Raw genomic sequence first — 26037 nt, 5'->3', positions numbered from 1 at the left:
CCCGGCCTCCGTTGACCCACGGCAAAGCCAGTCAACGGAGGACGAGATGACGACCGATCCGCACAAGCCGCTCCCGCCTGCCCACAAGCAGCCGGACGAGGTTCCCTCCGACACCCCCGACTCCGGTGCAAGCACCAAGGTGCCGCCCAACGAGGGGCCGTTTCCCGACCTGACGCCGACCACCGATCCGCTGCTGCAGCCCATGCCGCGGCCGGCGCCGCGCGAGGTTCCGCCCCAGGATTGAGGGCAAAACGTGATCAACCTGAACCGCAGATAAACGCCGGATTCCGGGAACGTTCAACGTGATGGCCGCATTGTCGCCAGCAAGATGAACGTCAGGCCAGCGCCAAGGCGCCGGCTACCGGGGTCCCAAATGATCAAATTTGCGCTTGTTGCCCTCTTCGCCATGTCGATGGCGACCCTCGCCCTCGCAGCTTCGGCACTGCCGGTCGACACCGCCGTCCCGGCGACCATCGCCAGCGTCGGCTGAGGCTCGGCATGAGCACCGAACCCGGCCAACGCCCCCGGCCGACGAGTACGGCCACGCAGATTCTGCTTGTCGTGCTGTTCGCCACCATTCTCGCGATCCTCGCCTTTGCCGCCGCGAGCGTGATCAACCTAGGATGACGCCCATGGGTGTCTCGTCGGCGGCCTCATGGGCAGGGCGCAGCTGTTTCAGCGTCGCGAGCACCTTGTCCAGTTGCTCGGCCACCCACGCCGCCTCACCCTCGGCGGAGAAATGAACCTCTGCTGCATTCAGCTCGACGCGCGCCGACCTCTCTTCCTCTTCCTGCATTGCAACCAGCCCCTCAGGCCACTCGAGACCTCAGGGGCATGGATGCGCAGCGGCGCCGGCTACGCCACTTCGGAAAACTACGGACGATCAGCTGAGCGGGATGCCCTTCTTGCCCTTGTCCGCCTGGTAGGTAGCCGACAGGTCGTTGTAGGCGGCGTTGAGGTCGTCGACGCGGGCGATCAACCGCTCCTTGGACGAGCGGTCCATGCCGGCGATCATCTGCTGGATGTCGTGGGCAGTGAAAAACGCATTCTTGCGATTGTAGAGCGGGCGCTCGGCCGGGACGTAGCCGCGATCCGGATCCGGCACGGAGTAGACCTCTTTGAGGATGCGAATGTCGTGCGGAATGCCGAAGGCGTCGCGCGTGTCCTCGTAGCTGAACAGGTAATAGAAATTGTCGAAGCCGCTCCAGGTGATGCCCGAGAGGCAGAGCGAGCAGGGCTCGTGCGTGGCGAGGAACAGGCAGTCGCGCGGGGCGGGGCGCTCGGCCGCCGGGATCTCGTAGAAGCGGCGAATGGCGTGCATCTCGCCGTGCCAGATCGGATTCTCGGTCTCGTTATTGGTCTCGGCAACGACCAGCGACAAGTCGGATTTTTTAAGGATCGCGGCGCCGAACAGCTTGTTGCCGCCGCCGACGCCTCGGCGAGTCAGCGGCAGGAGGTCTTGCTCGGTCACATCGAGCAGGCGTGAAACGAGGTCGGGCGTATCCATAATTGTCTCCGCGGGCACTGTCCTAGCAGAGGCGAGGGCGGCGCCGGCGTCAACTAGAACGGCGACTTCTTCAGCAGGGCGAGCGGCGCGTTCGCGCTATCGAGCAGGGTGAGGGTCTCGCCTTCCAGCCGCCAGGAGCGCGTTGCGGCGAGGGCGGCGAAGAAGGCGTCCTCCTGCGCGGTCGCCGCGTCGGAAAGACAGGCCATGCGCGTCGCGGCCACTGCAGAAAACAGCAGGCGGGCTTCGCTCAGTTCGGCCTGCGCGAACCACGAATTGCAGCCGCCCTTGCCGCCGGCGCGCATATCCTGCGCGATGGAGAGCGAGGAGACGACGTTGCGCGTCACCGGGTTGCCGCCAATGCTGACCGCTTCCCAGGTGATGTCGAGGATGGGCGGCAGCGGCGGGGGCGGGGCGATGTCGGTTGCATCGGCCGACGGTGGCTCCACTGCCTTTGCCGGCTGCTCCGGCGCTGTCACAGGTTCGGCCGGCCGATCGGCGCGGTTGAGGACGATCATGATATCGGCGGCGGGCGCCAGCGGGTCGATGGCGAAGGGCTCGGCGGTGGTGAACCATACCGTGCCGTCACCCGCCGAGATCGAGGCGGTCAGCGCATACTGGTGACCGGGCAGCACGACGCTGTCCTCGAAATTCAGCGTGAAGGTGAGCGGCACCTGGCCGGGCGTCGCGATGGCGCCCTTGGCCGAGACGCGAGGTTGTCCGGGCGCGGCGAGATCGACGAGGCCGATATTCAGCGTGCCGTTCGGCGGCAGCGCGATGCGCTCGCGATAGGTTACCTGGCCGGTGATGGTGACACGTTCGGCGAGAGCCGAGCCGGTCCAGGCCAGCAGAATGGCCAGCATCGCAGCGATGATGCGCATGAGCGTCCTCCGAGCCTCCGCCCGCAATAGGGCGATGCTGATAATTATAGAGGAAATGCAACGCTCAAGCGACGTTTCGATGCCGGTCCGGTAAACGGATCAGTCGCGATCGACTATGAGATAGGGCTCAGGGAAGACATATTCCTCGAGATTGTTGCCCTCGCCGCCGCGATCGACGATCAGGAAATCGGTGATTTCGCCGAGCGGGGTCAGAACGCCATGCCAGGTGTTCATGGCCATGTTGATGCCCTGGCCGGGGGCGCACAGGAAGGCGCGCGGCGTGCCGGGCACGCCACCTTCATCGGGGCAGACGATGGACAGGAAGGGGCGCTGCGCCAGCGGATAGAAGGCCTGGCTGCCGAGCGGGTGGCGCTCGACCATCTTCAGCGTCAGCGGCAACGCATAGGGTTTTCCGCGCGCGATCGACACCAACGGGCGGGCATGCACGCCACCGAGTTCGACCCGGGCGAGGTCGTGGTAGCGCTCGGTCATACCGGCATTGATCGGATAGTGGTGCGCCCCCGCGATCTCGATCACCTGCCCGAAAGGGGCGTAGGCCTCGCGCGTCAGCGGCTCGATGACGATGGTCTGCATCGTCACAACTCCAATTTCGCGTGGCGGTTGACGTCCTTGTAGAGCAGGTAGCGGAAGCGGGCAGGGCCGGCGTAGCAGGCCTGCGGGCAGAAGGCGCGCAGCCACATGAAATCGCCGGCCTCGACCTCGACCCAGTCGCGGTTCAGCCGGTATACGGCCTTGCCCTCGAGCACATAGAGCCCGTGCTCCATGACGTGGGTTTCCTCGAACGGGATCACTGCGCCGGGCTCGAGCGTCACGATGTTGACGTGCATGTCGTGCCGCACATCGGCGGGATCGACGAAGCGGGTGGTGCCCCAGGTGTCGTTCGTGTCCGGCATCCAGCGGATCGGGGTCTGCTGCTCGTTGGTGACGAAGGCCTCGGGCACTTCGACGCCGTCGACTGGCTCGTAGCGCTTGCGGATCCAGTGGAAGCGGACAGGCGCGGTCGAGCGGTTGGTCAGCGTCCAGTCGCAGCCGGGGGGCAGGAAGGCGTAGCCGCCGGGCGTCAGCGCGTGCGCCTCGCCTGCGATAGTCAGCGAGGCCTGGCCCTCGGTGACGAAGATCACGCCTTCGGCCTCGGGGTTTGGCTCGGGCTGGGCGCTGCCGCCGCCGGGCGCGACCTCGACCACATATTGCGAGAAGGTTTCCGCAAAGCCGGTCATCGGCCGGGCGATGATCCAGGCGCGGGTGTCGCTCCAGTGCGGCAAATAGCTGGTCACGATGTCCCGCATCACGCCACGGGGGATTAGCGCGTAAGCCTCGGTGAACACGGCGCGGCCGGTGTGGAGCGCGCTCTGGTCGGGCAGTCCGGCAATCGGGCCGGCATAAGTGGAGGAGGCCATGGGACTCTGGGGCAATCGCGGATGAGCCGTCTTAGCGCAGATGGGATGGGCGGGGAAGTTGGGCACTGGCGGTGCAGCAGTGATCCTCCCCTGCGAAGCGGGGGAGGGGGACCAGCGCAGCTGGGGGAGGGGGCGACGGGAAACGCCGGTGTTTGTGGCCGCCCCCTCCACCGCCTTCGGCGGTCCCCCTCCCCCGTAAACGGGGGAGGACCACGGTGTCCCAATCAGCCCTCCAACCCGCGCTGCAACTGCAGCAGGCGATCCGCGGCGTGTTCCGCATAACTCCCGATCCAGCGCTCGTGCAGTTGCTGGATCGGGATGGCGTTGAGGTGATTCCAGCGTTCGCGGCCCTGACGCTTGACGATCAGCAGGTCGGCGTCCTCGAGCACCTTAAGATGTTGCATGACGGTGCAGCGGTCGAGCGCGGGGAAGGCCTCGCATAAGGCACCGGTTGTTTGCGGTGCATTCTTCAGCCGATCGAGCATGGCACGACGCACCCGGTTGCCCAAGGCCTTGAAGATCCTGTCGTTATCGTCGTCGGTTGACATGTTATATTTTTATAACATAATGGCCGAAAACACAAGGAGGACGTCATGGTAATCAAGCTCAAGGTGTCGGGCCGGATCGCCAAGCCGGTGCACGAGGTGTTCGAGGCGGTGGTCGATCCGAGCAAGCTGTCGAACTACTTCACCACCGGCGGGGCCAAGGGTCGTCTGGCGACCGGGGCAACGGTGACGTGGGACTTCGCCGATTTCCCCGGCGCCTTTCCGGTGCAGGTGGTCGAAGTCGTTGCCGACAAACGCATCGTGCTCAAGTGGGGCGCGGCCGATGGTGGCGATGGCGCCGGCGCCTACGACACCACCGTGACCATGGAGTTCGAGCCGCTCGAGGATGGCCGCACGCTGGTGACGATTGCCGAAGCGGGCTGGCGCGAGACCGAGGCGGGGCTCAAATCCTGCATTGGCAATACGGAGGGGTGGACCGGCATGCTGTGCGCGCTAAAGGTCTGGATCGAGCACGGCATCAACTTGCGAGAAGGTTTCTACAAGTAGGTGAATCCGCGGCTCGGCTGTCAGAAAGCCTTCAGGAATCCGGCGCACAGTCGCCAATCATGACCAGTCCCATGCCGCAACCGAACCGCCCGCTGCTCGATCCGGACCAGCTCGAACAGGCTGGCCGCCGCTTCCGCCAGTGGCTCGAGCGGCTCGGCGCGCCGCAATCGGCGGCGTCGCAGGACGACATCGCCTGGGAAGACGGCGAGCCGCGTGACGACACCCGGCCGCCGGATCTGACCGAGCGTTGATGGACTGGCTGCCTTTCGCCATCGCGGCCGCTGCTATCGCCTTGTTCGGGCTCGGCTGGTTCGCTTCCAGCCAGTTTCCACCAAGCGCGCGGCGGCGCCGCGGAAACGACGACAGCGGCGCCTCGGTGGGTGCGTCGGATGGCAGTCCGAGCCAGCGCGACAATGATGGGCGCGAAGCTGCCGATGCCGGAAGCGACAGTGGCGGCGATGGGGGCGGCGGCGGCGACTAGCCGGCGCGTGTTTTCGCCAGCCCCATGTAGCGCGCCCGCTCCTCGGGCGCGTAGTGCTCGAGCGCGTTGCGCAGCATCACCCGCGGCATGGTCGCGGCGTGGGTGTCGAGGAAGGCGCTGAGCGCGGCGCGGTCGCCGATCGAGCGCAGCATCCAGCCGACCGCCTTGTGGATCAGGTCCTCGGGATCGGCCATCAGCTTTTCGGCGATGGCGAAGGTATCAGCGTACTCGCCGCGCCGGATGAAGGCGAAGGTGGCGAGGATGGCGGTGCGCCGCTCCCACATGCTTTGCGACCCGGCCAGCCGATAGAGCAGGTCGCGCCCGCCCGGCACGAGATGCGGGCCGATCACGTGCCAGGCTCCGAGATCGACGAGGTCCCAGTTGTTGATGCGGTCGTGCCGGCGCAGGTAGAGTTCGAACAGCTCCTGCCGGCGCTCCGGTGTGGTTTTCCTGGCGGCGTACTGTTTGGCCATGACGCTGACCGCGGCGGCGCGCGCCTCATGGAAATCGGCCTCCATGAGCGTCTCGATCTCGTCGGGCGGCAGCAACACGAATTCCTTGGCGAGGGCGAAGACATGGCCCATGCGCACGCCGATGAAGCGGTCGCCATGGGCGTATTCACCCTCGCCGAACTTGAAGTAGCGCTCGTACTTCCGCAGTTCCTCGTCCGACTGCAGCGCGTGCAGCCGGGCGAGGACGGTGGCAGCGGTCAATTGGTCACTTGCCGGCATAGGCCTTCTCGAGGTCGGCGATCACGAGCTTGCGCATCTGGAACATGGCCTGCTGGGCGCGCGCTGCGCCTTCGGGGTTCTTGGGGTCCCAGACGTAATTCATGATGCCCGCTGGCACGATCTGCCAGCTGAGGCCGAACCTGTCCTTGAGCCAGCCGCACATGGATTCCTCGCCGCCATCGGCGGTCAGGATGTCCCAGTAATAGTCGACCTCGGCCTGGTCCTTGCAGTCGACGGTGAACGAGACGGCTTCGTTGAACTTGAAGTGCGGGCCGGGACCGCCGTTCAGGGCCATGAACTCCTGATCCTTGAGCCGGAAGGTGATGGTCAGCGTGCCGCCGTCAGCTCCGGGCGTCTTCTCGCGGATCTCGGCGTCCTTGAAGGTCTTCACGTAGAAATCGACCATCTCGTCGATGCGGTTGTCGATCCACAGGCAGGGCATGATCTTGGGCATTCGAGGTCTCCTCGTTGGGGTTGAGTTTCCCTGTCCCCGGCACGTAACGCGCCGGCGGCCGGGGCAGTCGCAGTCGAAACGGTCCCGTTGCTGCGGGTCAGTAGTCCGGCATGTCGGCGAGCAGCTCATCGAGCCGCTTGAAGCCGGTTTCCATGCCGTCGGCCATCGGCGTAGCGCGGGCGCCGTCCCGAGCCTCTTTGCTCGGGTAGAGAATGGTCACCACCGAAGTGGCGATGCCGTCATGCTCGGAAATGGAGTTGGTGACGATGGTCTCGCCGCCGGTCCAGTCCTGGTCGTAGAGCTCGGTGGTCTTGATCCAGTCGGGGCGGGTGAGCTCAAGCACTTCGCCGCCCGAGCCCATCTCGAAGCCGTTCGGGCTGCGGGTGACGAAGCGCCACTTGCCGCCCACGCGCGCATCGAACTCGCAGGTGACAAAGGTCCAGTCGGCAAAGCCGAGCCAGCGCTTGATCAGCGCCGGAATGGTCCAGCAGTCGAACACCAGTTCGGCGGGCGCCCTGAAAGTGCGGGTGATCTCGATCTCGCGATCCGAGGGCAGGGCGATGGTCAGCGGGGGCATCATGGCGCGGGTCCTCAGTTCTTGTTGCCGGACTTGGGGGCGAGGCTTTGCAGTTCGGCCAGCAGACCATCGAGCCGGCCGTAGCTGTGCTCCCAGAACTTGCGGAACTCCTCGAGCCAGCCGACCGCGGCCGCCATCGGTGCCGCCTCGATATGCACCGGCCGGCGCTGCGCATCCTTGCCACGGGAAACGAGACCGGCGGCCTCGAGCACCTTCAGGTGCTTGGAGATCGCCGGCTGGCTCAGGTTGAACGGGGCAACGAGTTCATTCACCGTCGCATCGCCTTCCGCCAGCCGGGCAAGGATGGCCCGCCGGGTGGGATCGGACAGTGCCGCAAAGGTGAGATCGAGCTGCGATTGGGTCGGGGCCATTTTCTATAACCAATTTTGTATATAGCGATATGGTTATAGACAATGACCAGCGATGTCAAGCGGTGGCGTGAGGTGCACCGATGGGGCGATGGTTCAGGTCAGGAGCCGATCGGGTAGCGCCGGCCGAGATATCGGCGGACCCGGTCGAAACTCTGGAAGTCGAGTTCGCCGTAAGGATAGAGCCCCGCCTGGTGCATGCGCGCCAGCACGTGGTTTCGCATGGTCGGCGGGATGTGCGAAATGAAGCTGGGATTATACTTCACGTAGAAATCGAGATTGGCGGCGATGATGTCTCTGAGGTCATCATCATCGGGAATGTCCGAGATGAAGGTCGACACGTAGTCCCGGCCGAGGCGCTTGATGAAATAGAGCGCAAGGAAATCGATGGCGAAGGCGGTGCCGAAGGCGACCGGCTGGCGCGGGGGCTGACGTTCGCCGATGGCCGGCAGCGGCAGCGCCAGCAGCTCGGCGGCGAGCTCGACCAGGAGCTGTTTACGCAGGAATTTCTCGCTGCCGGGTGCGGCGAGCGAGGTCAACGAGGGAATGATCGTATCCGGCTTGAGGGCGAGCATGGCCATCGCTGTGCCGAATTCGGTCAACCCGCGCACCCACGAGCTCTGCTCGAGCCCGACGGCACGGAGCAGGAAATCTCCCGGTCGCTGGTAGCCGTAGTCGGGGCGAAAGTTCCAGGCTGATGCCTCGAGTACCGCGCCAAAGCCGGCTATGCCTGCGTCCAGCATGTCGGCCAGCAGCAGCGAGCCGGTGGCCATGAAGCGCCAGTCGTTGTGAAACCCCTTCTGGCGCAGGTCAGTGCGACATATGACAGTGTCGAAGGTCCGGAAATAGGTTTCCTCGCGCTCGAAATATCCGCCATAGTCCATCGACAGCAGCCGCAGCGGCTGGCCCTCGGCGAGTGCCAATGCGGTCATTGAGTCGAATCCACCGGAAAAGTTCAGCACCGCCCCGTCACCGGCCTGGCGCGGCGGCGGCGCCGCGCCCCTGAACTCGAGTGCCACGCCATAGGCGGTGGCAATGGCCTTCTGTACTCGCGGTGAGGCGGCGAAATCGAACGCTACTGTTGGATACTTCCTGCCGGCAAGCGTTGCGAGCGCAACGCAGACGAGATCGGGATGAGCCTGGAAATTGTCCGGGACGGTGAAATAAACGGTCTCGGCGCGCTTGCCGCCGTCTGCCTCGTCGATCTCGATACCTATCCGCAGCGCGCCGTCGGTGACGCTCCAACTGGAGTCAGTGGTGGCAATGAAGCTGATTCGCGACATACCTGCCAGTAAAGGGGGCTTTCGCGATCCGTGTCACTGGACAAATATTGTTCTGATCCGCAACTCCGCTATTCGCTCTACTTGCCGGCAGGCCGTGGCGAATTCGTTCTCGCGAGAATTGTTCAGCCGCTTTTCGAATGCGGCGAGGATCTGGGCCTTGGTGTTGTCGCGGACGGCGATGATGAAGGGGAAGCCGAATTTCTCGACATAGGCGGCGTTGAGGGTGCCGAATTTTTCGCGCTCGGCGTCGGTGAGCGCGTCGAGGCCGGCGGAGGCCTGTTCGGCTTCCGAGGAGGCGGTGAGGCGCTTGGCGGCGGCGAGCTTGCCGGCGAGGTCGGGGTGGGCGTTGAGGACGCCGAGCCGCTCTTCATCGCTGGCGGCGCGGAAGACCTGGCACATCAGGGCGTGGAGGCCTGTGGCGGTGTCGTGGACGGGACCCATTTCGCGCTTGAAGGCGCGCTCGGCGACCCATTCGGAGTGCTCGAACACGTTGCCGAAGAGCTGGGTGAAATCGTCATAGGCGAGCTCGCTCGGGACGAGCTCCGGCTTTTCGAACGGATGCGTCTTGATCCAGTGCTCGGCGATGTCGATGCGCCTGGCGATCCAGACCTTGTTCTTGCTCAGCACATAGTCGACGAAGCGCTTGAGGCCGGCGAAGCGGCCGGGCATGCCGACGAGGCGACAGTGCAGCCCGATCGACATCATCTTGGGCGAGCCGGTTTCGCCCTCCTCCCACAGGACATCGAAGGTGTCTTTGAGTAGCTGGAAATATTCCTCGCCATTGGCAAAGCCCGACGCGGTGGTGAAGCGCATGTCGTTGGTGGCGAGCGAATAGGGGATGATCAGCTGCGGCGCGCCGAGGTGCTCGCGGTAATAGGGCAGGTCGTCGTCATAGGTGTCCGAGACATAGGTGAAGCCGCCTTCCTCGCTGGCGAGATCGACGGTGTTCACCGAGGTGCGGCCGCAATACCAGCCGGTGGGGCGGGTGCCGACCACTTCGGTGTGAAGCTTGATCGCTGCGTGCAGGTCGAGCCGCTCGTGCTCGATGTCGTGGTCGCGATAATCGATCCACTTGAGCCCGTGGCTGGCAATCTCCCAGCCTGCATCGAGCATCGCCTTCGTCTGCTCGGGTGCGCGCTGCAGGGCGGTGGCGACGCCGTAGACGGTGACGGGCAGGTTGAGCCCGGTGAACAGCCGGTGCAGCCGCCAGAAGCCGGCGCGAGCGCCGTACTCGTACATCGACTCGACGTTCCAGTGGCGCTTGCCCTGCCACGGGGTGGCGCCGATCACGTCGACGAGGAAGGCCTCCGAGGCCGCGTCGCCGTGCAGGATATTGTTCTCGCCACCTTCCTCGTAGTTGAGGACGAACTGCACTGCGACATTGGCACCGCCCGGCCACTGCGCATGCGGCGGATTGGGGCCGTAGCCCTGCAGGTTGCGGGGATAACGCATGGCGAGCACCTCGAGCTTGATCCCCGATTTATCGCCGAGCCAGACACCACGACGCAAGGCGGCAGAAAGTGGACCAATTGGTAAAAAACTGTCGCGCACCCCCTTGGAACCGCGGTAGATTTGCTCAATAGTCAGCCAATCTAGACGGAGTGCCTCATCGGCAAGCGGCGGCCGGGGCGGGCCTCGCGGCCCAGGCGAAGGATGAGTTTATGGCGGGTGCAGCACGCCTGACGACGCATGTTCTCGATACCACGCATGGCAAGCCGGCGGCCGGCATGCGGCTCGATCTGCTGATGGTGCATGGGGACCACACCCATCACATCTGGTCGGGCCACACCAACGCCGATGGCCGGGTCGACCAGCCACTGCTCGACGGCGATCGCTTCCATCTCGGCGGCTACGAACTGATCTTCCACGTCGGGCAGTATTTTGAGCGGATCGGCGTCGAGCTCGATGCGCCCTTCCTCGATACTGTGCCGGTGCGCTTCACCATCAGCGAAGCCGCGCATTACCACGTGCCGCTGCTGGTTTCGCCCTACGGCTACTCGACCTATCGGGGCAGCTGATGCTGAGGGCACGCGCCACCACCGCAATCTGCACTGGCGTCATTCCCGCGAAAGCGGGAACCCAGTGCCGGATTGTCGACATCCCACTAGTTTCCCGCCTTCGCGGGAATGACGTCGTGGGCGTGGAGACATAGCATGGCTGATGTCCGCCGCGAGCTGCGCTTCATCCTCAACGACGAAGACGTCGTGCTGACGGATATCTCGGCGACGCGGACGCTGCTCGACTATCTGCGCCTCGACCGCCGGATGACCGGGTCGAAGGAAGGCTGCGCCGAAGGTGATTGCGGGGCCTGCACGGTGCTGGTCGGGCGGCTGCGCGGCGATGATCTCGTCTATGAGAGCGTCAATGCCTGCATCGCCTTTGTCGGCAGCCTTGATGGCACGCATATCGTGACCGTGGAGCATCTCAGTGCCGCCAATGGCCCGCTGCATCCGGTGCAGCAGGCGATGGTGGATAATCACGGCAGCCAGTGCGGGTTCTGCACACCGGGCATCGTGATGTCGCTCTATGGGCTGTGGATGCAGGATGCGGACCCCTCGGTTGGAGCCATCGAGACGGCGCTGCAGGGCAATCTTTGTCGCTGCACCGGCTATACGCCGATCATCAAGGCCGGGCAGGCGATCTCGGCTTATGGCAGCGTCGGGGCCGATCCGCTGGTGCTGCATCGCGCGACGATGAAGGCGCGGGTGATTGCGCTGCGCGACGGCAAGCGCGTGGATATCGGGTCGGGCAAGGACCGGCTGATCGTGCCGGCCTCGGTGGACGACCTGGCCGAAATCTACGAGCAGAACCCCACCGGCACGCTGGTGTCGGGCGCTACCGATGTCGGCCTTTGGGTCACCAAATTCATGCGCGACATTGGGCCGATGATCTTCATCGGCGAGGTGCCGCAAATGCACCGGATCGAGGAAACCAGCACCGCCCTCATACTGGGCGCCGCCGTCACCTATACCGAGGCGGCGGCCGCCATCGGCCGCAACCTGCCGCAGCTGAGCGAGCTGTGGGACCGCATCGGCGGCAGGCAGGTGCGAAATGCCGGGACGATCGGCGCCAATATCGCCAACGGTTCGCCCATCGGCGACACGCCGCCGCCGCTGATCGCTCTCGGTGCTTCGATCACGCTGCGCAAGGGCGAGGTCCGGCGCACGGTGAAGCTCGAGGATTTCTTCATCGCCTATGGCAAACAGGACCGGCAGCCGGGCGAGTTCGTCGAGGCCGTCACCATTCCGCTGCCCGCCGCCGACGAGCAGGTGGCGGTCTACAAGATTTCGAAGCGCCGGGATGAAGATATCTCGTCGGTATGCGGTGCGTTCCGGCTGAAGGTGTCCGACGGCAAGGTCGAGGCGCTCACCATCGCCTATGGCGGCATGGCGGCGACGCCGAAGCGGGCCAAGGCGGTGGAAGCGGCATTGCTCGGCAAGCCGTGGACGAGTTCGACGGTGGAGGCGGCGCTGCCGGCCTTTGCCGAGGACTATCAGCCGCTCACCGACATGCGCGCTTCGGCTGAATATCGGCTGCTCGTGGCGCAGAATCTGCTGCGCCGGTTCTTCCTCGAAACCACCGGCGCCGGCGAACGGCTGACGCGGGAGGTGGCGTGATGGCGGACATCGGCGCGCGCTGCACCCCCCTCCCATCCTCCCCCACAAGGGGGGAGGTGCCGTTCTGCGATTGTGGCCTGGCCTGTGCCATGGGCACCTTCTTCACCTCCCCCCTTGTGGGGGAGGCCGGGAGGGGGGAGGCCGCACGCACATGAACAAGCAGTCCCCCATCACCGCTTCGCCGCTGCACGTCTCGGTCGCGCACGATTCTGCCGCGAAGCAAGTGGCTGGGCGGGCCGACTATATCGACGACCTGCTCGAGCCCGAGGGGACGCTGCACGCCTATCTCGGGCTGTCGACCAAGCCGCATGCCGATATTGCCTCGATCGACCTCGACGCCGTGCGCAAGGCGCCGGGCGTCGTCGCGGTGCTCACCGCCGATGACGTGCCGGCCGAGAACGATATCAGCTCGGTGCACAAGCATGACGAGCCGGTGTTCGCGACGACCCGCGTTGTCACCTGGGGCCAGCCGCTGTTTGCGGTGATTGGGACTACGCGCGAGGCGGCGCGGCGCGCTGCGAAGCTGGTGCAGATCGAGTATCGCGAGCTGCCGCACATCACCGATGTCGACGCGGCCATTGCGGCCGGTGGCAAGCTGGTCACGGAGCCGCTGAAGCTCGAGCGGGGCGATGTCGAGGCCGGGCTGGCTGCGTCGCCGCGCCGGGTGAAGGGGCGGGTGCGGATCGGCGGGCAGGAGCATTTTTACCTCGAGAGCCAGGCGGCCTTGGCCGTGCCGGGCGAGGATGACGAAGTCACCATCCACTGTTCGACCCAGCACCCGACCGAGATCCAGGTGATGGTGGCGCAGGTGCTCGGCATCCCGCACGCCGCGGTCACCGTGAACATGCGGCGCATGGGCGGCGGCTTCGGCGGCAAGGAGACGCAGGGCAATCTTTTCGCAGCAGTTGCAGCGCTTGCGGCGAAAAAGCTCAACCGTCCCATCAAGATCCGGCCCGACCGCGACGACGATTTCCAGATCACCGGCAAGCGCCACGATTTCACCGTCGACTACGATGTCGGCTACGACGACACGGGCAAGATCCAGGCGGTGAACGCGACCTACGCGGCGCGCGCCGGCTACTCGGCCGACCTCAGCGGGCCGGTAACCGACCGGGCGCTGTTCCATGCCGACAATGCCTATTGGTACCCGGCCGTCCGCGTGAACTCGCTGCCGCTGTTCACCAACACCGTGTCGAACACCGCCTTCCGTGGCTTTGGCGGGCCGCAGGGGATCATCGCGGCCGAGCGCTGGATCGAGGATATCGCCTACGCGCTGGGCAAGGATCCGCTGGAGATCCGCAAGGCCAATTTCTACGGCACCGACACGAACAACATCACGCCCTACCACCAGGAGGTGGAGGACAATGTCATCCACCGCGTGATCGCCGACCTCGAAGAGAGTTCCGACTACCAGGCGCGGCGCGCTGCCATTCTCGCGTTCAACCGGCATAACCGGGTGCTCAGGAAGGGCATCGCCATGGTGCCGGTGAAGTTCGGCATCTCGTTCACGGCGACCTGGCACAATCAGGCCGGGGCGCTGGTGCATGTCTATCGCGACGGTTCGATCCATCTCAGCCATGGCGGCACCGAGATGGGGCAGGGGCTGCACATCAAGGTGATGCAGGTGGTCGCCGACGCGTTCGGCGTGCCGGTCGAGCGGGTGCAGATCACCGCATCCAATACGAGCAAGGTGCCCAATACCTCGGCCACAGCCGCCTCGTCGGGCACCGATCTCAACGGCATGGCGGCGCTCGATGGCGCCAACCAGATCAAGGCGCGCATGGCGGCGCACGCGGCCTTCATCTACGAGGTCGAGCCGAGCGAGGTGCAGTGGGAATTCGGCGGCATCCGCGCCGGGCAGCAATTCGTGCCGTTCGACGAACTGGCCACGTCGTGCTGGATGAACCGCGTGTCGCTGTCGGCGGCCGGCTTCTACAAGACGCCAAAAATCCACTGGGACCGCACCACCGGCCGCGGCCGTCCGTTCTACTATTTCGCCTATGGCGCGGCGGCGTCGGAAGTCACCATCGACACGCTGACCGGCGAGTATGTGGTCGATCGCGCCGATGTGCTCGAGGATGTCGGCCGCTCGCTCAACCCGGCCATCGATATCGGCCAGGTCGAAGGCGGCTTCATCCAGGGCATGGGCTGGCTGACGACCGAAGAGCTGTGGTGGGACCAGAAGGGGCAGCTGCGCACGCACGCCCCCTCGACCTACAAGATCCCGGTCACCTCCGACGTGCCGCGCATCTTCAACGTGCGGCTGGCCGAGTGGAGCATCAACAAGGAGCCGGCGATCGGGCGGAGCAAGGCCGTCGGCGAGCCACCGCTGGTACTGGGCTATTCGGTGGTCGAGGCGCTGTCGATGGCTGTGGCGTCGGTGGCGGATTACCGGATCGCGCCGCGGCTCGACATGCCGGCAACGCCAGAGCGCGTGCTGCTGGCGGTCGAGCGGATGCGGAAGGGTGTCCAATGACACCAGCGCGTGGCAACCCCTCATCCGGCGCTACGCGCCACCTTCTCCCCGACGGGGAGAAGAATGCGGAGAGCGTGGTGGCCACCACTATTCCTCTCCCCGTCGGGGAGAGGGTGGATCGGCCGAAGGCCGAGACGGCTGAGGGGTGTTGGGCATGACCCTCTCCCCGACCCAACTCCAAACCTTCCTCACCGCCCATCCCGCGGCCATTGTCGCCGAACTCTCCGCCGTCCGCGGATCATCCCCCCGCGCCGCCGGCACGTTCATGCTGATCTCGCCCGAGGCGATCATCGGCACTATTGGCGGGGGCGCGCTCGAGTACATGGTGATCGACCGGGCGCGGCAGGTGCTCGCCTCGGGCGAAGAGGCCGACGATCTCGACATTCCGCTGGGCCCCGAGATCGGTCAGTGCTGCGGGGGCAGGGTGGAGGTCGCACTCCGTCACGTCACTTCCGAGATGGCCCGCACACTGGCGGCCCGGCTGGCCGCCGAGCTCGACGCACGGTCGGATGTGTTCCTGTTCGGCGCCGGCCATGTCGGGCACGCGCTGGCCCGGGCGCTGTCGCCGCTGCCGCTGAAGGTGCATGTGGTCGATACCCGGCCCGATGAGCTCGCGGGGCTGCCCGACAATGTCGCGGCGCACGCGGTGGCCATGCCCGAGGCTGTGGTGCGCGCGGCGCCGTGGGGCAGCACCTATGTCGTTCTCACCCACGACCATGCGCTCGATTTTCTGATCTGCGCCGAGGCGCTGCAGCGGGCGGATGCGCCGTATGTCGGCATGGTTGGTTCGAAGACGAAGAAGGCGCGTTTCCGCAGCTGGTACCTGGGCGAGGGCTATCCGGCCGATCGGCTCGAAAAGCTGGTGCTGCCGATTGGCGGGGCGGCTTTTCCCAACGGGCTTGGGGACAAACGACCCGAGGTGATTGCGGCGCTGGCTGCAGCTGAGCTTTTGGTTCACATTGGCGGCCGGGAAGCATCTGCAGAGCGGCCGGTTTCGACACAGTCGGGAGCCGTCGTTGGAGAATAGCCTCATTGCCCGCCTCGAGCTGAGGGGCATCACCAAGCGCTTTCCCGGCGTCCTCGCCAACGACAATGTCGGCTTCTCCGTGCTTCCGGGCGAAATCCACGCGCTCCTGGGCGAGAACGGCGCCGGCAAATCGACGCTGGTGAAGATGATCTACGGGATCATGCAGCCCGATGCCGGCGAGATTCGCTGGAACGGCACGCCGGTGACGATCCACAACCCGAAGGCAGCGCGAAAGCTCGGCATCGGCATGGTGTTCCAGCACTTCTCGCTGTTCGAAGCGATGACGGTGCTGGAGAACATCGCGCTGGGCATGGATGCCAAGATCCCGGCCCGCGAGCTCGAGGCGCGCATCCGCGCCGTGATGCAGCAATATGGTCTGGCGCTCGATCCGCACCGCACCGTGTCGACCCTGTCGGTGGGCGAGCGGCAGCGCATCGAGATCGTGCGCGCCTTGCTGCTCAACCCGCGCCTGCTGATCATGGACGAGCCGACCTCCGTGCTCACACCGCAGGAGGTCGACCAGCTGTTCGTGGTGCTGCGCCAGCTGGCCAAGGAAGGCTGCTCGATCCTCTACATCTCGCACAAGCTGCACGAGATCAAAGCGCTGTGCGATACGGCGACGATCCTGCGCGGCGGCAAGCTGGTCGATACGTGCGATCCGAAAGTCGAGACGTCGCGCTCGATGGCCGAAAAGATGATCGGCGCGGGGCTCAAGGACATCAGCAAGCCGGCCGGCCGCACCATGGGGCGCGAGCGGCTGGTGGTGAACCGGCTGTCGCTCCCGGGCGCCGGGCCGTTCGGCATTCCGCTGCGCGACATCACCTTCACGGTGCGCGAGGGCGAAATCTTCGGCATCGCGGGCGTCGCGGGCAATGGCCAGAACGCGCTGCTGCTGGCGCTCTCGGGCGAAGAGTTGTCGGACGATGCGGCCTCGATCACCATCGATGGGGCGCCGGTCGGGGCGCTGCCGGCCAAGCAGAGGCGGCTGAAGGGACTTGCCAGCGTGCCCGAGGAGCGGAACGGCCATGCCGCTGTGCCCGAGTTCACGCTGGCCGACAACACCATCCTCACCGCCCGCGACCGGCTCGGCATGGTCTCGGCGGGGATGATCAGGTCGGGCGCGGCCAGGACCTATGCGGGCGAGGTGATCACCGCCTTTGCGGTCAAGGCGCTCGGCCCGTCCTCGACGGCGGGCTCGCTGTCAGGCGGCAATCTGCAGAAATACATCATGGGCCGCGAAATCCTGCAAAAGCCCGGCGTGCTGGTGGTGAGCCAGCCGACCTGGGGCGTCGATGCGGGGGCGGCCGCCGCCATCCACCAGGCGATCGTCGATCTCGCGGCGGCCGGTTCGGCCGTGCTGGTGATCAGCCAGGATCTCGATGAGCTGCTGTCGCTGTGCGACACGCTGGCAGTGATCAACGAGGGGCGGTTGTCCGAGCCCATGGCGGTCTCGGGGGCGGATATCGAGGAGATTGGGCTCCTCATGGGCGGCATTCACGGCGAGGGGGTGGTGCATGCAGCTTAGGCTGGAGAAGCGACCCGAGCCGAGCAAGCTGCTGCAGGTCATTGCGCCAGTGGGCGCGGTGCTGCTCACCATCGTGCTGGGCGCCATCATCTTCACGCTGCTCGGCTATGACGGGCTCGGCGCGGTACGCGAAATCTTCCTGACGCCGCTGGTCACGTCCTACAAGTGGCAGGATCTGGCAGTGAAGGCCGCGCCGCTGATCATCATCGCGGTGGGGCTGTCCATCGCTTATCGCGCCAATGTCTGGAACATCGGCGCCGAGGGCCAGTACATCGTCGGCGCCATCGCGGGCACCGGGGTGGGCATCCTCACCAACGACATGACCGGCTGGTGGATCATGCCGCTGATGATGCTGGCCGGCGCGGCGGGTGGAGCGGCTTATGCGGCGGTCCCGGCCTTCCTGCGCGTGCGCTTCCAGGTCAACGAGATCCTGACCACGCTGATGCTCTCCTACGCATCGGTGTACCTGCTCAACTACCTGCTGGCCGGGCCGTACAAGAGCCCGATGTCGATGGGACAGCCGCAGACGGTGCTGTTCAGCGCCGACCAGGCGCTGCCCTATGTCATCCCCGGCACCATCGTGCAGCTCAACGCGCCGATCGCGCTACTGGTGGCGCTGGTGGCCTGGCTGGTATTCTCGCGCTCGGTATTCGGCTTCCAGATCCGGGTCGTCGGCACGGCGCCGAATGCCGCGCGGCATGGCGGTTTTTCGGCTGATCGCACGGTGTGGCTGGCGCTGCTGATCTCGGGTGGGCTGGCTGGCTTTGCCGGCATCCTCGAGGCGATGGGACCGGTGGGCCGCTTGATCCTGCAGTTCCCGGCCAATTACGGCTTCACCGCCATTATCGTCGCCTTCCTCGGGCGCCTGCATCCGCTCGGCGTGGTGCTGGCCGGCATCGCCATCGCGATCACCGCGGTGGGTGGCGAGGTGGCGCAGATCACCATCGGACTGCCGTTCGCGGCGGTCGGCATCTTCCAGGCGATGATGCTGTTCCTGCTGCTCGGCAGCGACATCCTGGTGCGCTACCGCTTCCGCACCTTGCGCCAGGGGGAGATCGCGGCATGAGCGGCGATATCGTCATTGCCTTCGTCATGGCCATGATCGCGGCGGCAACGCCGATCCTGCTCGCCGCGCTGGGCGAACTGGTGGTCGAAAAGAGCGGCGTGCTCAATCTCGGCGTCGAGGGTATGATGCTGATCGGCGCGGTGATCACCGTGGCGGTGATGCTCACCACGGGCAATCCGCTGCTCGCCATTGTCTGCGCGGCGGTGGCCGCCGCTGCGTCATCGCTGATCTTCGGGTTCCTTACCCTTACGCTTTCAGCCAATCAGGTGGCGACGGGCCTCGCGCTCACCATCCTCGGCACTGGCTTTTCGGCCCTGTTCGGCAAGCCCTATACCGGTCAGAGCGTCCCGACCATGGGCTCGCCCTTTCCGCCCGGGCTTGCCACTGACCCGATCCTGCGGCTGTTCTTCGGCTATTCGCCGCTGGTCTATTTCGCCCTGTTCATGGTGGTCGCCGTCTGGTGGTTCCTGCAGCGCACGCGCTCAGGGCTGATCCTGCGCGCCGTGGGCGAGAACGACCTCAGCGCCCATTCGATCGGCTACAATGTCATCGGCGTGCGCTATCTCGCGGTCGCGTTCGGCGGCGCTATGGCTGGGATCGGCGGGGCATGCTTCCCGCTGTTTCTCACCCCGCAATGGGTGGAACGGCTGACGTCCGGTCGCGGCTGGATCGCGCTGGCGCTGGTGGTGTTCGCGGCCTGGCGCCCGTTCCGGCTGCTCGCCGGCGCGTACTTCTTCGGGTTGATGATGATCCTCGAGGTCTACGCCAAATCCAACAGCGCCTTCCGCGTGCTGCCGTCCGAATTCTGGGCCGCGCTGCCCTATCTCGCGACGGTCGTCGTTCTGTTGCTGATCTCGCTCCGGCGGGCCGGCAACACATCCGCTCCCGCCTGTCTCGGCAAGCCTTTCATCGCAACGGGCTGAGCGCGGGCTCTTTCACCAGGGACGTCAAAAACAGGAGACTCCGCATATGACCCAGTTCAACAGACGCATGATGCTCAAGATCGGCGGCGCCGCGGCAGCGCTGCCGCTGCTCGGCTCGCGCGCTTTCGCACAGGAAAAGCTCAAGGTCGGCTTCGTCCTCATCGGCTCGCCCGACGACAATGGCTGGAACCACGGCCATGATCGCGGCCGGCTGGAAATGCTCGAGGCCATCGGCGAGGACAAGGTCGAGACCACGGTCGTGACCAATGTCGCCGAGGGGCCGGACAGCGAGCGCGTGTTCCGCGAGCTGGCCCAGCAGGGCCACCAGCTGATCTACGGCACCAGCTTCGGCTTCGGCGACTACATGCACAAGGTCGCCAAGCAGTTCCCGGACGTGAAGTTCGAGTGGGCCACCGGCAATGTCAGCGCCCCGAACCTGTCGCTCTACAACGCACGCTTCCATGAAGGCCGCGCGGTGCTGGGCACGGTGGCCGGCATGATGACCAAGACCAACAAGCTCGCCTATGTCGGATCGGTGCCGATCCCCGAAGTGCGCATGGGCGCCAACGCGTTCGCCATCGCAGCCCGCAAGGTGAACCCGAACGTGACGGTGAAGGTGGTTTATATCGACAGCTGGTTCGATCCGCCGAAGGAAGCGGAGCAGGCGCGCGCGCTGATCGACCAGGGCATCGATATCATCGCCCAGCACACCGACGGGCCGGTGATCCCGCAGATCGCCGAGGAGCGCGGCATTGTCGGCGTGTTCGGCCAGGGCGCCGACATGAGCCAGTTCGCGCCCAACACGCACCTGACCTCGATCATCGACCGCTGGGGCCCGCACTACACCCGCTCGGTGCAGTCGGTGCTCGACGGCACCTGGGTCGAGAGCAGCGTGTGGGACGGCCTCGCGTCGGGCGAAGTCGAGATCGGGCCCTATAACGCCAAGGTCCCGGCCGACGTGGTCGCCGCCGCCGACAAGGTGAAGGCCGAGATCATCGCCGGCACGCTCCACCCGTTCGCCGGCCCGATCAACGACAATACCGGCGCCGAGCGCGTCGCTGCCGGCGACGTCATCGACGACGGCGAGTTCTGGGCCGTCGACTGGTATGTCGAGGGCATCGAGGCGTAAGCTTCGACAGTCAAGCGAGGGACGGGCCGAAAGTCCGCTCCATCTGAACTGAGGCCGCCCCTCACCCCAACCCTCTCCCCAGCGGGGAGAGGGGGCGGTGTGGTACCGTCCGTGCAAAGTGCGTCCCCTCTCCCCGCTGGGGAGAGGGCCAGGGTGAGGGGCAGCAGCTGATGGCAGGGGCAGCCGAATGACCGATTTCGCGATCTTGTGGGAATGGCTGAGCTTTGCCGTGCGCTGGACGCATGTGATCACGGCCATTGCCTGGATCGGCTCGAGCTTTTACTTCATCGCGCTCGACCTCGGCCTGCGCAAAACCCCGAGCCTGCCGCCGCTCGCGCACGGCGAGGAGTGGCAGGTGCACGGCGGCGGCTTCTACCACATCCAGAAATACCTCGTGGCGCCGGACTTCCTCCCCGAGCACCTGACCTGGTTCAAGTGGGAGAGCTATTTCACCTGGCTGAGCGGCTTCCTGCTGCTCGTCGTGGTCTACTATTTCGGCGCCGATCTCTTCCTGATCGACCGCAACGTACTCGACATCGCGAGCTGGCAGGCGATCCTGATCTCGCTCGGCTCGATCGTGCTCGGCTGGGTGCTCTACGACACGCTGTGCAAATCGCCGATCGGCAACTCGACCACCGGTCTGATGCTGGTGCTGTTCGCGATCCTCGTGGCGATGAGTTGGGCCTACACGCAGGTGTTCACCGGGCGTGCCGCGATGCTGCACATGGGCGCGTTCACCGCGACCATCATGGCCGCCAATGTCGCCATGATCATCATCCCGAACCAGAAGATCGTGGTCGCCGACCTCAAAGCCGGCCGGGTGCCCGACGCCAAGTATGGCAAGGTGGCCAAGCAGCGCTCGCTGCACAACAACTACCTGACGCTGCCGGTCATCTTCTTCATGCTCTCGAGCCACTATCCGCTCGCCTTCGCAACGCAGTGGAACTGGATCATCGCCTCGCTGATCTTCCTCGAAGGCGTGCTGATCCGGCACTTCTTCAACACCCGCCACGCCAAGAAGGGCAGCCCGAGCTGGACCTGGGCGCTAGCCATCGTGATCTTCATCCTGATCGCCTGGCTGTCGAGCGGTCCGAAGCTGCCGACCGGGGCCGAGAGCGTGCCGTCGCCACAGGCGAGCCTGATGATGCAGAGCCCGCATTTCGAGGCGGCGAGCCAGGCGGTGCTGACCCGCTGCTCGATGTGCCACACTGCCGAGCCGGCCTGGGAGGGCATTCTCGAAGCGCCCAAGAACGTCATCCTCGACAATCCCGTAGCCATCGCCAACCATGCGCATGAAGTCGCCATCCAGGCCGGCTATTCGCACGCCATGCCGCCCGGCAATGTGACCGAGATGACGCCGGAGGAGCGCGCCGTGCTGGTGCAGTGGGTGCGCGAGGGGGCATCGTGACCGTCCGAATCCTGCGCGGCCGCGTCCTGACCTTCGTCAGCGAACCCCAGGCGCGCGACGATCACGGGTCCTACCGCTACATCGAGGACGGCGCGGTGGTGATCCGCGACGGCCGGATCGTGATGGTCGGCGAGTACAATGAACGCGCCGCTTCGCATCACGATGCGGCTGAGATCATCGACCATCGCCCGCACCTGATCCTGCCGGGCTTCATCGATGCGCATATCCATTTCCCGCAGATGCAGGTGATCGGCGCTTACGCAGCCGCACTGCTCGAGTGGCTGAACACCTATACCTTTGTCGAGGAGCAGCGCTTCGCCGACCCCGCGCATGCCGAGCGTATCGCCTCGCGCTTCTTCGACGAGCTGATCCGCCACGGCACCACCACGGCCGCCGCCTATTGCTCGGTGCATCCGCAATCGGTCGACGCCTATTTCGGCGAGGCGGCCAAGCGCGACATGCTGGTGGTCGGCGGCAAGGTGATGATGGACCGCAACGCGCCGCCGGGGCTGCTCGATACGGCGCAATCGGGCTATGACGACACCAAGGCCGGCATCGCCAAATGGCACGGCAAGCGCAGGGCGCACTACGCTATCACGCCGCGCTTCGCCATCACTTCGACGCACGAGCAGATGGCCATGGCCGAGGCGCTCGCCAGGGAGTTCCCGGATCTCCACATCCAGACGCATGTGTCGGAGAACCTCGCCGAGATCGCCTATGCCAACGAGCTGTTCCCGAATTTCGGCGACTATGTCGGCATCTACGAGAAATTCCATCTGCTGGGGCCGAAGACGCTGCTGGGCCACTGCATCCACCTGAGCCACCGCGAGACCGAGGTGCTGGCGGCGACGCGATCGGTGGCAGTGTTCTGTCCGACCTCGAACCTGTTCATCGGCTCGGGCCTGTTCGACTATGAGCGCCAGCACGAGCGCGGCGTGCGCATCGCCACCGCCACCGATGTGGGCGGCGGCAGCTCGTACTCGATGTTGCGCACCATGGACGAGGGCTACAAGGTGATGCAGCTACGCGGGCAGCGCCTGACCCCGTTCCGCTCGTTCTATCACCTGACCCTCGGCAATGCCCGGGCGATGAGCCTCGATGATCGCATCGGCACGCTCGAACCGGGCAAGGAGGCAGATATCGTCGTCCTCGACGCCCGCGCCACCCCGCAAATGGCGCTGCGGATGGAGACCTGCCTGTCGCTCGAGCAAGAGCTGTTCCTGCTGCAGACCTGCGGCGACGACCGCGCCATTGCCGAGACCTATGTCATGGGCAGGCCGATGAAATCGGCGCTGGTGCCGCATGCTGCGGAGCGGTGAATTCCACCAAACGGAAAAACTACGTTCGGAGCATTGCGCCGACGCCGGAAAACGGTGATGCCGCTGGCGTGGCGCTGATACGGTTTGCTTAGAGAAGGGTTTGAGAATGGCTGACTACGTCGAGAAATCCGGCCTGAAGGTCGACAGGCTGCTGGTGGATTTCGTCGAGAAGGAAGCCATCCCGGGCACCGGCGTCGCGCCGGGTCAGTTCTGGTCGGGTCTTGCTGGCCTCGTCGCCGAATTCATGCCGCGTAACCGCGCCGCGCTCGCCCTGCGCGACAAGCTGCAGACCCAGATCGACGACTGGCACAAGGCCGACGGCCCGGTCGGCGCCGATCCGGCGAAGTATCAGTCCTTCCTCAAGTCCATCGGCTATCTCGTTGGCGAGCCGGCCGATTTCACCATCGAGACGGAAGGGCTCGATCCGGAAATCTCATCCACCTGCGGCCCGCAGCTGGTGGTGCCCGTCTCCAACGCCCGCTACGCGCTCAACGCTGCGAACGCGCGCTGGGGCAGCCTTTACGACGCGCTCTACGGCACCGACGCGATCGCCCGCGACGGCGACCTGACCCCCGGCAAAGGCTACAACCCGGCGCGCGGCAAGGCCGTGTTCGCCCGCGCCGCCCAGTTCCTCGACGAAGCCGTGCCGCTGGCCGGCGCCAGCCACGCCAACGTCACGGGCTACCATGTGGTGAAGGAAGGCGAGCGCCGCGTCTTTGCCGCCGACACCGCGAGCGGCCGCGTTGCGTTGAAGGACCCGGCGGCCTTCGTCGGCTATGGCGGCACGCAGGAGGCCGGCGAGCTGGTGTTGAAGCACAACGGCCTGCACATCGTGCTGGTCATTGCGCCAGGCACACCCATCGGCAAGGAGCATCCGGCCGGGCTCAGCGACGTGGTCGTCGAAGCGGCGCTCACGACCATCCAGGACTGCGAGGATTCCGTGGCGGCCGTCGATGCCGAGGACAAGGTCGGCGTCTATCGCAACTGGCTCGGGCTGATGAACGGCACGCTCGAGGACACGTTCGAGAAAGGCGGCAAGCCGATGACGCGCCGCCTCAACCCCGATCGCACCTACAAGGGCGTGAACGGCCAGCCGCTGGTGCTGAAGGGCAGGGCGATCCTGCTGGTGCGCAATGTCGGGCACCTGATGACCACCAAGGCGGTACTCGATCCGGCCGGCCAGCCGATCGGCGAGGGCCTGATGGATGCGGCGCTCACTGCGCTCTGCGCCATGAGCGACAAGGTCAACTCGACGACCGGGGCCATCTACGTCGTGAAGCCCAAGATGCACGGGCCGGACGAGGTGCAGCTCGCCTGCGATATCTTCACCGGCGTCGAGAAGGTGCTCGGCCTCAAGCCCAACACCATCAAGATCGGCATCATGGACGAGGAACGCCGGACCTCGGCGAACCTCAAGGCCGCGATCTATGCCGCGCGCGCCCGCGTGTTCTTCATCAACACCGGCTTCCTCGATCGCACCGGCGACGAGATCCATACCTCGATGCTGGCCGGCCCGGTGCTGCGCAAGGACGATGTGAAGGCCGAAAAGTGGATCCAGTCCTACGAAGACCGGAACGTGCTCATCGGGCTCGCCGCCGGCTTTTCGGGGCGAGCGCAGATCGGCAAGGGCATGTGGGCCCGGCCCGACGACATGGCCGCGATGATGCAGGCCAAGATCGGCCATCCCAATTCCGGCGCCAACACCGCCTGGGTGCCGTCGCCGACCGCGGCGACGCTGCACGCGCTGCACTACCACCAGGTCGACGTGTTCGAAGCGCAGAAGCGCCGGCACAACCAGGCTACGCCGGGGCTCAATGAGCTGTTCTCGATGCCGGTGCTGGCCGAGGGCAAGCTCGGCAAGGCCGAAATCCTGCGCGAGCTCGACAATAACGCGCAGGGTATCCTCGGCTATGTCGTGCGCTGGGTCGACCAGGGCGTCGGCTGCTCGAAGGTGCCCGACATCAACAATGTCGGCTTGATGGAGGACCGCGCCACGTGCCGCATCTCCTCACAGGCAGTCGCCAACTGGCTGAAGCACGGGCTGGTCAGCGAGGCCGAGGTCCATGCGTCGTTCCAGAAGATGGCGGCGGTGGTCGATGGCCAGAATGCCGGCGATCCGCTCTACCGCCAGATGGCCGGTCATTTCGACAGCTCGATCGCCTACCAGGCGGCGTTGGCCCTCGCGCTCGAAGGGGCAACCCAGCCTTCGGGCTATACCGAGCCGATCCTCCACGCCGCCCGCGAGCGCGTGAAAGCAGCCGCTTAGACGGCTCATCGGCGGAGGCTTTTGCGCCTCCGCCGATGGTTCCCCAAGCTCACGATAAGGTGCACAGCGGCAACCATTCGCAGCTCTCAAAGTTCGATTTCACAGGCCATTCCTCCCGGCCTGATGAGACCCAAGAACAATGGAGAGAAAAAAATGAAGCTCCCCCTTATCTCGTCTATTGCCCTCGCCGCAGCCATGCTGGTGTCCGGCCCGGCCATGGCCCAGACCGTGATTGCCGGCGCAACCATTACGGCCGAGGAACTGCCCTACGTGCAGGCTCAGTGCGATACGCTGGCCCGCGTGGACAATACCGCGGCTGATCCAAGTGCCGCCGCCGGCACGAAGGACGATGACGATCAGGCGAATGGCGACGCCGACGAGCCGAACGACGACAGCGCTGATACGGCTCCTGACGCCGGCGATCCGGCCCAGGCTGCCAAGCAGCTCGTGACCAGCATCGATCTCGACGTGCTGACGCTCGAGGACTGCAAGACCGCTGGCCTCGTCCAGTAACCCCGACTACCCGACCCGG

At 65.6% G+C, this 26037-nt stretch carries 29 protein-coding genes; 17 read left to right on the top strand and 12 right to left on the bottom strand.

Translation table 11 applies throughout. The annotated features are described in order from the left end of the window. Window positions 1-46: 46 nt before the first annotated feature. Window positions 47-244 carry a hypothetical protein gene (locus AC3A6I_RS13155; protein WP_487544170.1) on the top strand — a complete coding sequence of 66 codons (198 nt, stop codon included), beginning with the start codon at window positions 47-49 and terminating at the stop codon, window positions 242-244. A gap of 254 nt (window positions 245-498) precedes the next feature. Next, window positions 499-627, top strand: a complete 129-nt coding sequence (locus AC3A6I_RS13150; protein ID WP_487544169.1) for a hypothetical protein — start codon at window positions 499-501, stop codon at window positions 625-627. Here AC3A6I_RS13150 and AC3A6I_RS13145 read toward each other — a convergent pair. The 6 genes from AC3A6I_RS13145 to AC3A6I_RS13120 all read right to left on the bottom strand — a co-directional run bounded on the left by AC3A6I_RS13145 (window position 614) and on the right by AC3A6I_RS13120 (window position 4351). Then, window positions 614-796, bottom strand: coding sequence for a hypothetical protein (locus tag AC3A6I_RS13145; RefSeq protein ID WP_487544168.1), 183 nt, complete (start codon window positions 794-796; stop codon window positions 614-616). The genes AC3A6I_RS13150 and AC3A6I_RS13145 overlap by 14 nt on opposite strands. A gap of 87 nt (window positions 797-883) precedes the next feature. After that, window positions 884-1507: a nucleoside deaminase gene (locus AC3A6I_RS13140; protein WP_487544167.1), complete on the bottom strand. Its 624-nt coding sequence runs from the start codon at window positions 1505-1507 to the stop codon at window positions 884-886. Between the two features lie 53 nt (window positions 1508-1560). After that, window positions 1561-2385 carry an META domain-containing protein gene (locus tag AC3A6I_RS13135; protein WP_487544166.1) on the bottom strand — a complete coding sequence of 275 codons (825 nt, stop codon included), beginning with the start codon at window positions 2383-2385 and terminating at the stop codon, window positions 1561-1563. A 99-nt stretch (window positions 2386-2484) separates the two neighbouring features. Beyond that, on the bottom strand, window positions 2485-2979 hold the full coding sequence (locus AC3A6I_RS13130; protein WP_487544165.1) for an ureidoglycolate lyase: 495 nt from the start codon (window positions 2977-2979) through the stop codon (window positions 2485-2487). Window positions 2980-2981: 2 nt separating this feature from the next. Next, window positions 2982-3803 (bottom strand): bifunctional allantoicase/(S)-ureidoglycine aminohydrolase, encoded by an 822-nt coding sequence (locus AC3A6I_RS13125; RefSeq protein WP_487544164.1) that lies wholly within the window; start codon window positions 3801-3803, stop codon window positions 2982-2984. A 224-nt stretch (window positions 3804-4027) separates the two neighbouring features. Next, the gene (locus AC3A6I_RS13120; RefSeq protein WP_487544163.1) at window positions 4028-4351 is read right to left on the bottom strand and encodes an ArsR/SmtB family transcription factor; all 324 of its coding nucleotides are present in this window, start codon (window positions 4349-4351) and stop codon (window positions 4028-4030) included. A 45-nt stretch (window positions 4352-4396) separates the two neighbouring features. Between AC3A6I_RS13120 and AC3A6I_RS13115 the strand changes: the two genes are divergently transcribed. Genes AC3A6I_RS13115 through AC3A6I_RS13105 form a run of 3 tightly spaced genes read left to right on the top strand, consistent with a single transcriptional unit; the run spans window position 4397 to window position 5336 of the window. Continuing rightward, window positions 4397-4855, top strand: coding sequence for an SRPBCC family protein (locus AC3A6I_RS13115; RefSeq protein WP_487544162.1), 459 nt, complete (start codon window positions 4397-4399; stop codon window positions 4853-4855). Between the two features lie 59 nt (window positions 4856-4914). Continuing rightward, window positions 4915-5106, top strand: coding sequence for a hypothetical protein (locus AC3A6I_RS13110; RefSeq protein ID WP_487544161.1), 192 nt, complete (start codon window positions 4915-4917; stop codon window positions 5104-5106). Further along, window positions 5106-5336: a hypothetical protein gene (locus tag AC3A6I_RS13105; RefSeq protein ID WP_487544160.1), complete on the top strand. Its 231-nt coding sequence runs from the start codon at window positions 5106-5108 to the stop codon at window positions 5334-5336. The genes AC3A6I_RS13110 and AC3A6I_RS13105 overlap by 1 nt, the downstream gene beginning before the upstream one ends. On the opposite strand, the gene AC3A6I_RS13100 is transcribed toward AC3A6I_RS13105, so the two are convergent. From AC3A6I_RS13100 to puuE, 6 genes are all read right to left on the bottom strand, one after another. Continuing rightward, window positions 5333-6049 (bottom strand): DNA alkylation repair protein, encoded by a 717-nt coding sequence (locus AC3A6I_RS13100; protein ID WP_487544159.1) that lies wholly within the window; start codon window positions 6047-6049, stop codon window positions 5333-5335. The two genes, AC3A6I_RS13105 and AC3A6I_RS13100, sit on opposite strands and share 4 nt — an antisense overlap. A 4-nt stretch (window positions 6050-6053) precedes the next feature. After that, the gene (locus AC3A6I_RS13095) at window positions 6054-6521 is read right to left on the bottom strand and encodes a VOC family protein (protein WP_487544158.1); all 468 of its coding nucleotides are present in this window, start codon (window positions 6519-6521) and stop codon (window positions 6054-6056) included. A 97-nt stretch (window positions 6522-6618) separates the two neighbouring features. Continuing rightward, complete coding sequence (locus AC3A6I_RS13090; protein WP_487544157.1) at window positions 6619-7101, bottom strand: SRPBCC family protein; 483 nt, start codon at window positions 7099-7101, stop codon at window positions 6619-6621. An 11-nt stretch (window positions 7102-7112) separates the two neighbouring features. Continuing rightward, window positions 7113-7469: an ArsR/SmtB family transcription factor gene (locus AC3A6I_RS13085; RefSeq protein WP_487544156.1), complete on the bottom strand. Its 357-nt coding sequence runs from the start codon at window positions 7467-7469 to the stop codon at window positions 7113-7115. A 98-nt stretch (window positions 7470-7567) separates the two neighbouring features. Then, window positions 7568-8749, bottom strand: a complete 1182-nt coding sequence (locus AC3A6I_RS13080; protein WP_487544155.1) for a hypothetical protein — start codon at window positions 8747-8749, stop codon at window positions 7568-7570. 33 nt (window positions 8750-8782) lie between these two features. Next, window positions 8783-10201, bottom strand: coding sequence for an allantoinase PuuE (gene puuE, locus AC3A6I_RS13075; RefSeq protein ID WP_487544154.1), 1419 nt, complete (start codon window positions 10199-10201; stop codon window positions 8783-8785). Between the two features lie 209 nt (window positions 10202-10410). On the opposite strand from puuE, the gene uraH reads away from it, so the two are divergent. The 12 genes from uraH (at window position 10411) to AC3A6I_RS13015 (ending at window position 26018) form a co-directional block, all read left to right on the top strand. After that, window positions 10411-10767, top strand: coding sequence for a hydroxyisourate hydrolase (gene uraH, locus AC3A6I_RS13070; protein WP_487544153.1), 357 nt, complete (start codon window positions 10411-10413; stop codon window positions 10765-10767). A gap of 135 nt (window positions 10768-10902) precedes the next feature. Further along, window positions 10903-12366 carry a xanthine dehydrogenase small subunit gene (gene xdhA / locus AC3A6I_RS13065; RefSeq protein ID WP_487544152.1) on the top strand — a complete coding sequence of 488 codons (1464 nt, stop codon included), beginning with the start codon at window positions 10903-10905 and terminating at the stop codon, window positions 12364-12366. Window positions 12367-12517: 151 nt separating this feature from the next. Continuing rightward, window positions 12518-14842, top strand: coding sequence for a xanthine dehydrogenase molybdopterin binding subunit (gene xdhB, locus AC3A6I_RS13060; RefSeq protein WP_487544151.1), 2325 nt, complete (start codon window positions 12518-12520; stop codon window positions 14840-14842). Window positions 14843-14996: 154 nt separating this feature from the next. Continuing rightward, on the top strand, window positions 14997-15869 hold the full coding sequence (gene xdhC / locus AC3A6I_RS13055; RefSeq protein ID WP_487544150.1) for a xanthine dehydrogenase accessory protein XdhC: 873 nt from the start codon (window positions 14997-14999) through the stop codon (window positions 15867-15869). Then, window positions 15859-17394 carry an ABC transporter ATP-binding protein gene (locus AC3A6I_RS13050; protein WP_487544149.1) on the top strand — a complete coding sequence of 512 codons (1536 nt, stop codon included), beginning with the start codon at window positions 15859-15861 and terminating at the stop codon, window positions 17392-17394. The genes xdhC and AC3A6I_RS13050 overlap by 11 nt, the downstream gene beginning before the upstream one ends. Beyond that, complete coding sequence (locus tag AC3A6I_RS13045) at window positions 17384-18460, top strand: ABC transporter permease (RefSeq protein WP_487544148.1); 1077 nt, start codon at window positions 17384-17386, stop codon at window positions 18458-18460. Before AC3A6I_RS13050 ends, AC3A6I_RS13045 begins: the two co-directional genes overlap by 11 nt. Then, on the top strand, window positions 18457-19383 hold the full coding sequence (locus tag AC3A6I_RS13040) for an ABC transporter permease (RefSeq protein WP_487544147.1): 927 nt from the start codon (window positions 18457-18459) through the stop codon (window positions 19381-19383). The genes AC3A6I_RS13045 and AC3A6I_RS13040 overlap by 4 nt, the downstream gene beginning before the upstream one ends. Window positions 19384-19429: 46 nt before the next feature. Next, on the top strand, window positions 19430-20512 hold the full coding sequence (locus AC3A6I_RS13035; protein WP_487544146.1) for a BMP family ABC transporter substrate-binding protein: 1083 nt from the start codon (window positions 19430-19432) through the stop codon (window positions 20510-20512). Between the two features lie 187 nt (window positions 20513-20699). After that, window positions 20700-21920, top strand: a complete 1221-nt coding sequence (locus AC3A6I_RS13030; RefSeq protein ID WP_487544145.1) for a urate hydroxylase PuuD — start codon at window positions 20700-20702, stop codon at window positions 21918-21920. Next, entirely contained in the window at window positions 21917-23239 is a 1323-nt protein-coding gene (gene guaD / locus AC3A6I_RS13025) for a guanine deaminase (RefSeq protein WP_487544144.1), read from the top strand. Before AC3A6I_RS13030 ends, guaD begins: the two co-directional genes overlap by 4 nt. 106 nt (window positions 23240-23345) lie before the next feature. Next, entirely contained in the window at window positions 23346-25505 is a 2160-nt protein-coding gene (locus AC3A6I_RS13020) for a malate synthase G (protein WP_487544143.1), read from the top strand. A 153-nt stretch (window positions 25506-25658) separates the two neighbouring features. Continuing rightward, the gene (locus tag AC3A6I_RS13015; RefSeq protein WP_487544142.1) at window positions 25659-26018 is read left to right on the top strand and encodes a hypothetical protein; all 360 of its coding nucleotides are present in this window, start codon (window positions 25659-25661) and stop codon (window positions 26016-26018) included. The last annotated feature ends 19 nt before the right edge of the window (window positions 26019-26037 follow it).

Source organism: Devosia sp. Soil_C_22 (assembly GCF_057657195.1).
This window is presented reverse-complemented; position numbering and strand designations above follow the sequence as displayed.

What these genes read in the sequence shown, in the direction of transcription:
- AC3A6I_RS13085 (WP_487544156.1), bottom strand. Translation starts at nt 7,469, where the DNA reads ATGGCCCCGACCCAATCGCAGCTCGATCTCACCTTTGCGGCACTGTCC.
- AC3A6I_RS13150 (WP_487544169.1), top strand. Translation starts at nt 499, where the DNA reads ATGAGCACCGAACCCGGCCAACGCCCCCGGCCGACGAGTACGGCCACG.
- AC3A6I_RS13115 (WP_487544162.1), top strand. Translation starts at nt 4,397, where the DNA reads ATGGTAATCAAGCTCAAGGTGTCGGGCCGGATCGCCAAGCCGGTGCAC.
- AC3A6I_RS13020 (WP_487544143.1), top strand. Translation starts at nt 23,346, where the DNA reads ATGGCTGACTACGTCGAGAAATCCGGCCTGAAGGTCGACAGGCTGCTG.
- AC3A6I_RS13120 (WP_487544163.1), bottom strand. Translation starts at nt 4,351, where the DNA reads ATGTCAACCGACGACGATAACGACAGGATCTTCAAGGCCTTGGGCAAC.
- xdhC (WP_487544150.1), top strand. Translation starts at nt 14,997, where the DNA reads ATGACCCTCTCCCCGACCCAACTCCAAACCTTCCTCACCGCCCATCCC.
- AC3A6I_RS13040 (WP_487544147.1), top strand. Translation starts at nt 18,457, where the DNA reads ATGAGCGGCGATATCGTCATTGCCTTCGTCATGGCCATGATCGCGGCG.
- AC3A6I_RS13090 (WP_487544157.1), bottom strand. Translation starts at nt 7,101, where the DNA reads ATGATGCCCCCGCTGACCATCGCCCTGCCCTCGGATCGCGAGATCGAG.
- AC3A6I_RS13155 (WP_487544170.1), top strand. Translation starts at nt 47, where the DNA reads ATGACGACCGATCCGCACAAGCCGCTCCCGCCTGCCCACAAGCAGCCG.
- AC3A6I_RS13110 (WP_487544161.1), top strand. Translation starts at nt 4,915, where the DNA reads ATGACCAGTCCCATGCCGCAACCGAACCGCCCGCTGCTCGATCCGGAC.
- AC3A6I_RS13140 (WP_487544167.1), bottom strand. Translation starts at nt 1,507, where the DNA reads ATGGATACGCCCGACCTCGTTTCACGCCTGCTCGATGTGACCGAGCAA.
- puuE (WP_487544154.1), bottom strand. Translation starts at nt 10,201, where the DNA reads ATGCGTTATCCCCGCAACCTGCAGGGCTACGGCCCCAATCCGCCGCAT.
- AC3A6I_RS13030 (WP_487544145.1), top strand. Translation starts at nt 20,700, where the DNA reads ATGACCGATTTCGCGATCTTGTGGGAATGGCTGAGCTTTGCCGTGCGC.
- AC3A6I_RS13135 (WP_487544166.1), bottom strand. Translation starts at nt 2,385, where the DNA reads ATGCGCATCATCGCTGCGATGCTGGCCATTCTGCTGGCCTGGACCGGC.
- uraH (WP_487544153.1), top strand. Translation starts at nt 10,411, where the DNA reads ATGGCGGGTGCAGCACGCCTGACGACGCATGTTCTCGATACCACGCAT.
- AC3A6I_RS13145 (WP_487544168.1), bottom strand. Translation starts at nt 796, where the DNA reads ATGCAGGAAGAGGAAGAGAGGTCGGCGCGCGTCGAGCTGAATGCAGCA.
- xdhB (WP_487544151.1), top strand. Translation starts at nt 12,518, where the DNA reads ATGAACAAGCAGTCCCCCATCACCGCTTCGCCGCTGCACGTCTCGGTC.
- AC3A6I_RS13035 (WP_487544146.1), top strand. Translation starts at nt 19,430, where the DNA reads ATGACCCAGTTCAACAGACGCATGATGCTCAAGATCGGCGGCGCCGCG.
- AC3A6I_RS13105 (WP_487544160.1), top strand. Translation starts at nt 5,106, where the DNA reads ATGGACTGGCTGCCTTTCGCCATCGCGGCCGCTGCTATCGCCTTGTTC.
- AC3A6I_RS13080 (WP_487544155.1), bottom strand. Translation starts at nt 8,749, where the DNA reads ATGTCGCGAATCAGCTTCATTGCCACCACTGACTCCAGTTGGAGCGTC.
- xdhA (WP_487544152.1), top strand. Translation starts at nt 10,903, where the DNA reads ATGGCTGATGTCCGCCGCGAGCTGCGCTTCATCCTCAACGACGAAGAC.
- AC3A6I_RS13015 (WP_487544142.1), top strand. Translation starts at nt 25,659, where the DNA reads ATGAAGCTCCCCCTTATCTCGTCTATTGCCCTCGCCGCAGCCATGCTG.
- AC3A6I_RS13125 (WP_487544164.1), bottom strand. Translation starts at nt 3,803, where the DNA reads ATGGCCTCCTCCACTTATGCCGGCCCGATTGCCGGACTGCCCGACCAG.
- AC3A6I_RS13045 (WP_487544148.1), top strand. Translation starts at nt 17,384, where the DNA reads ATGCAGCTTAGGCTGGAGAAGCGACCCGAGCCGAGCAAGCTGCTGCAG.
- AC3A6I_RS13130 (WP_487544165.1), bottom strand. Translation starts at nt 2,979, where the DNA reads ATGCAGACCATCGTCATCGAGCCGCTGACGCGCGAGGCCTACGCCCCT.
- AC3A6I_RS13095 (WP_487544158.1), bottom strand. Translation starts at nt 6,521, where the DNA reads ATGCCCAAGATCATGCCCTGCCTGTGGATCGACAACCGCATCGACGAG.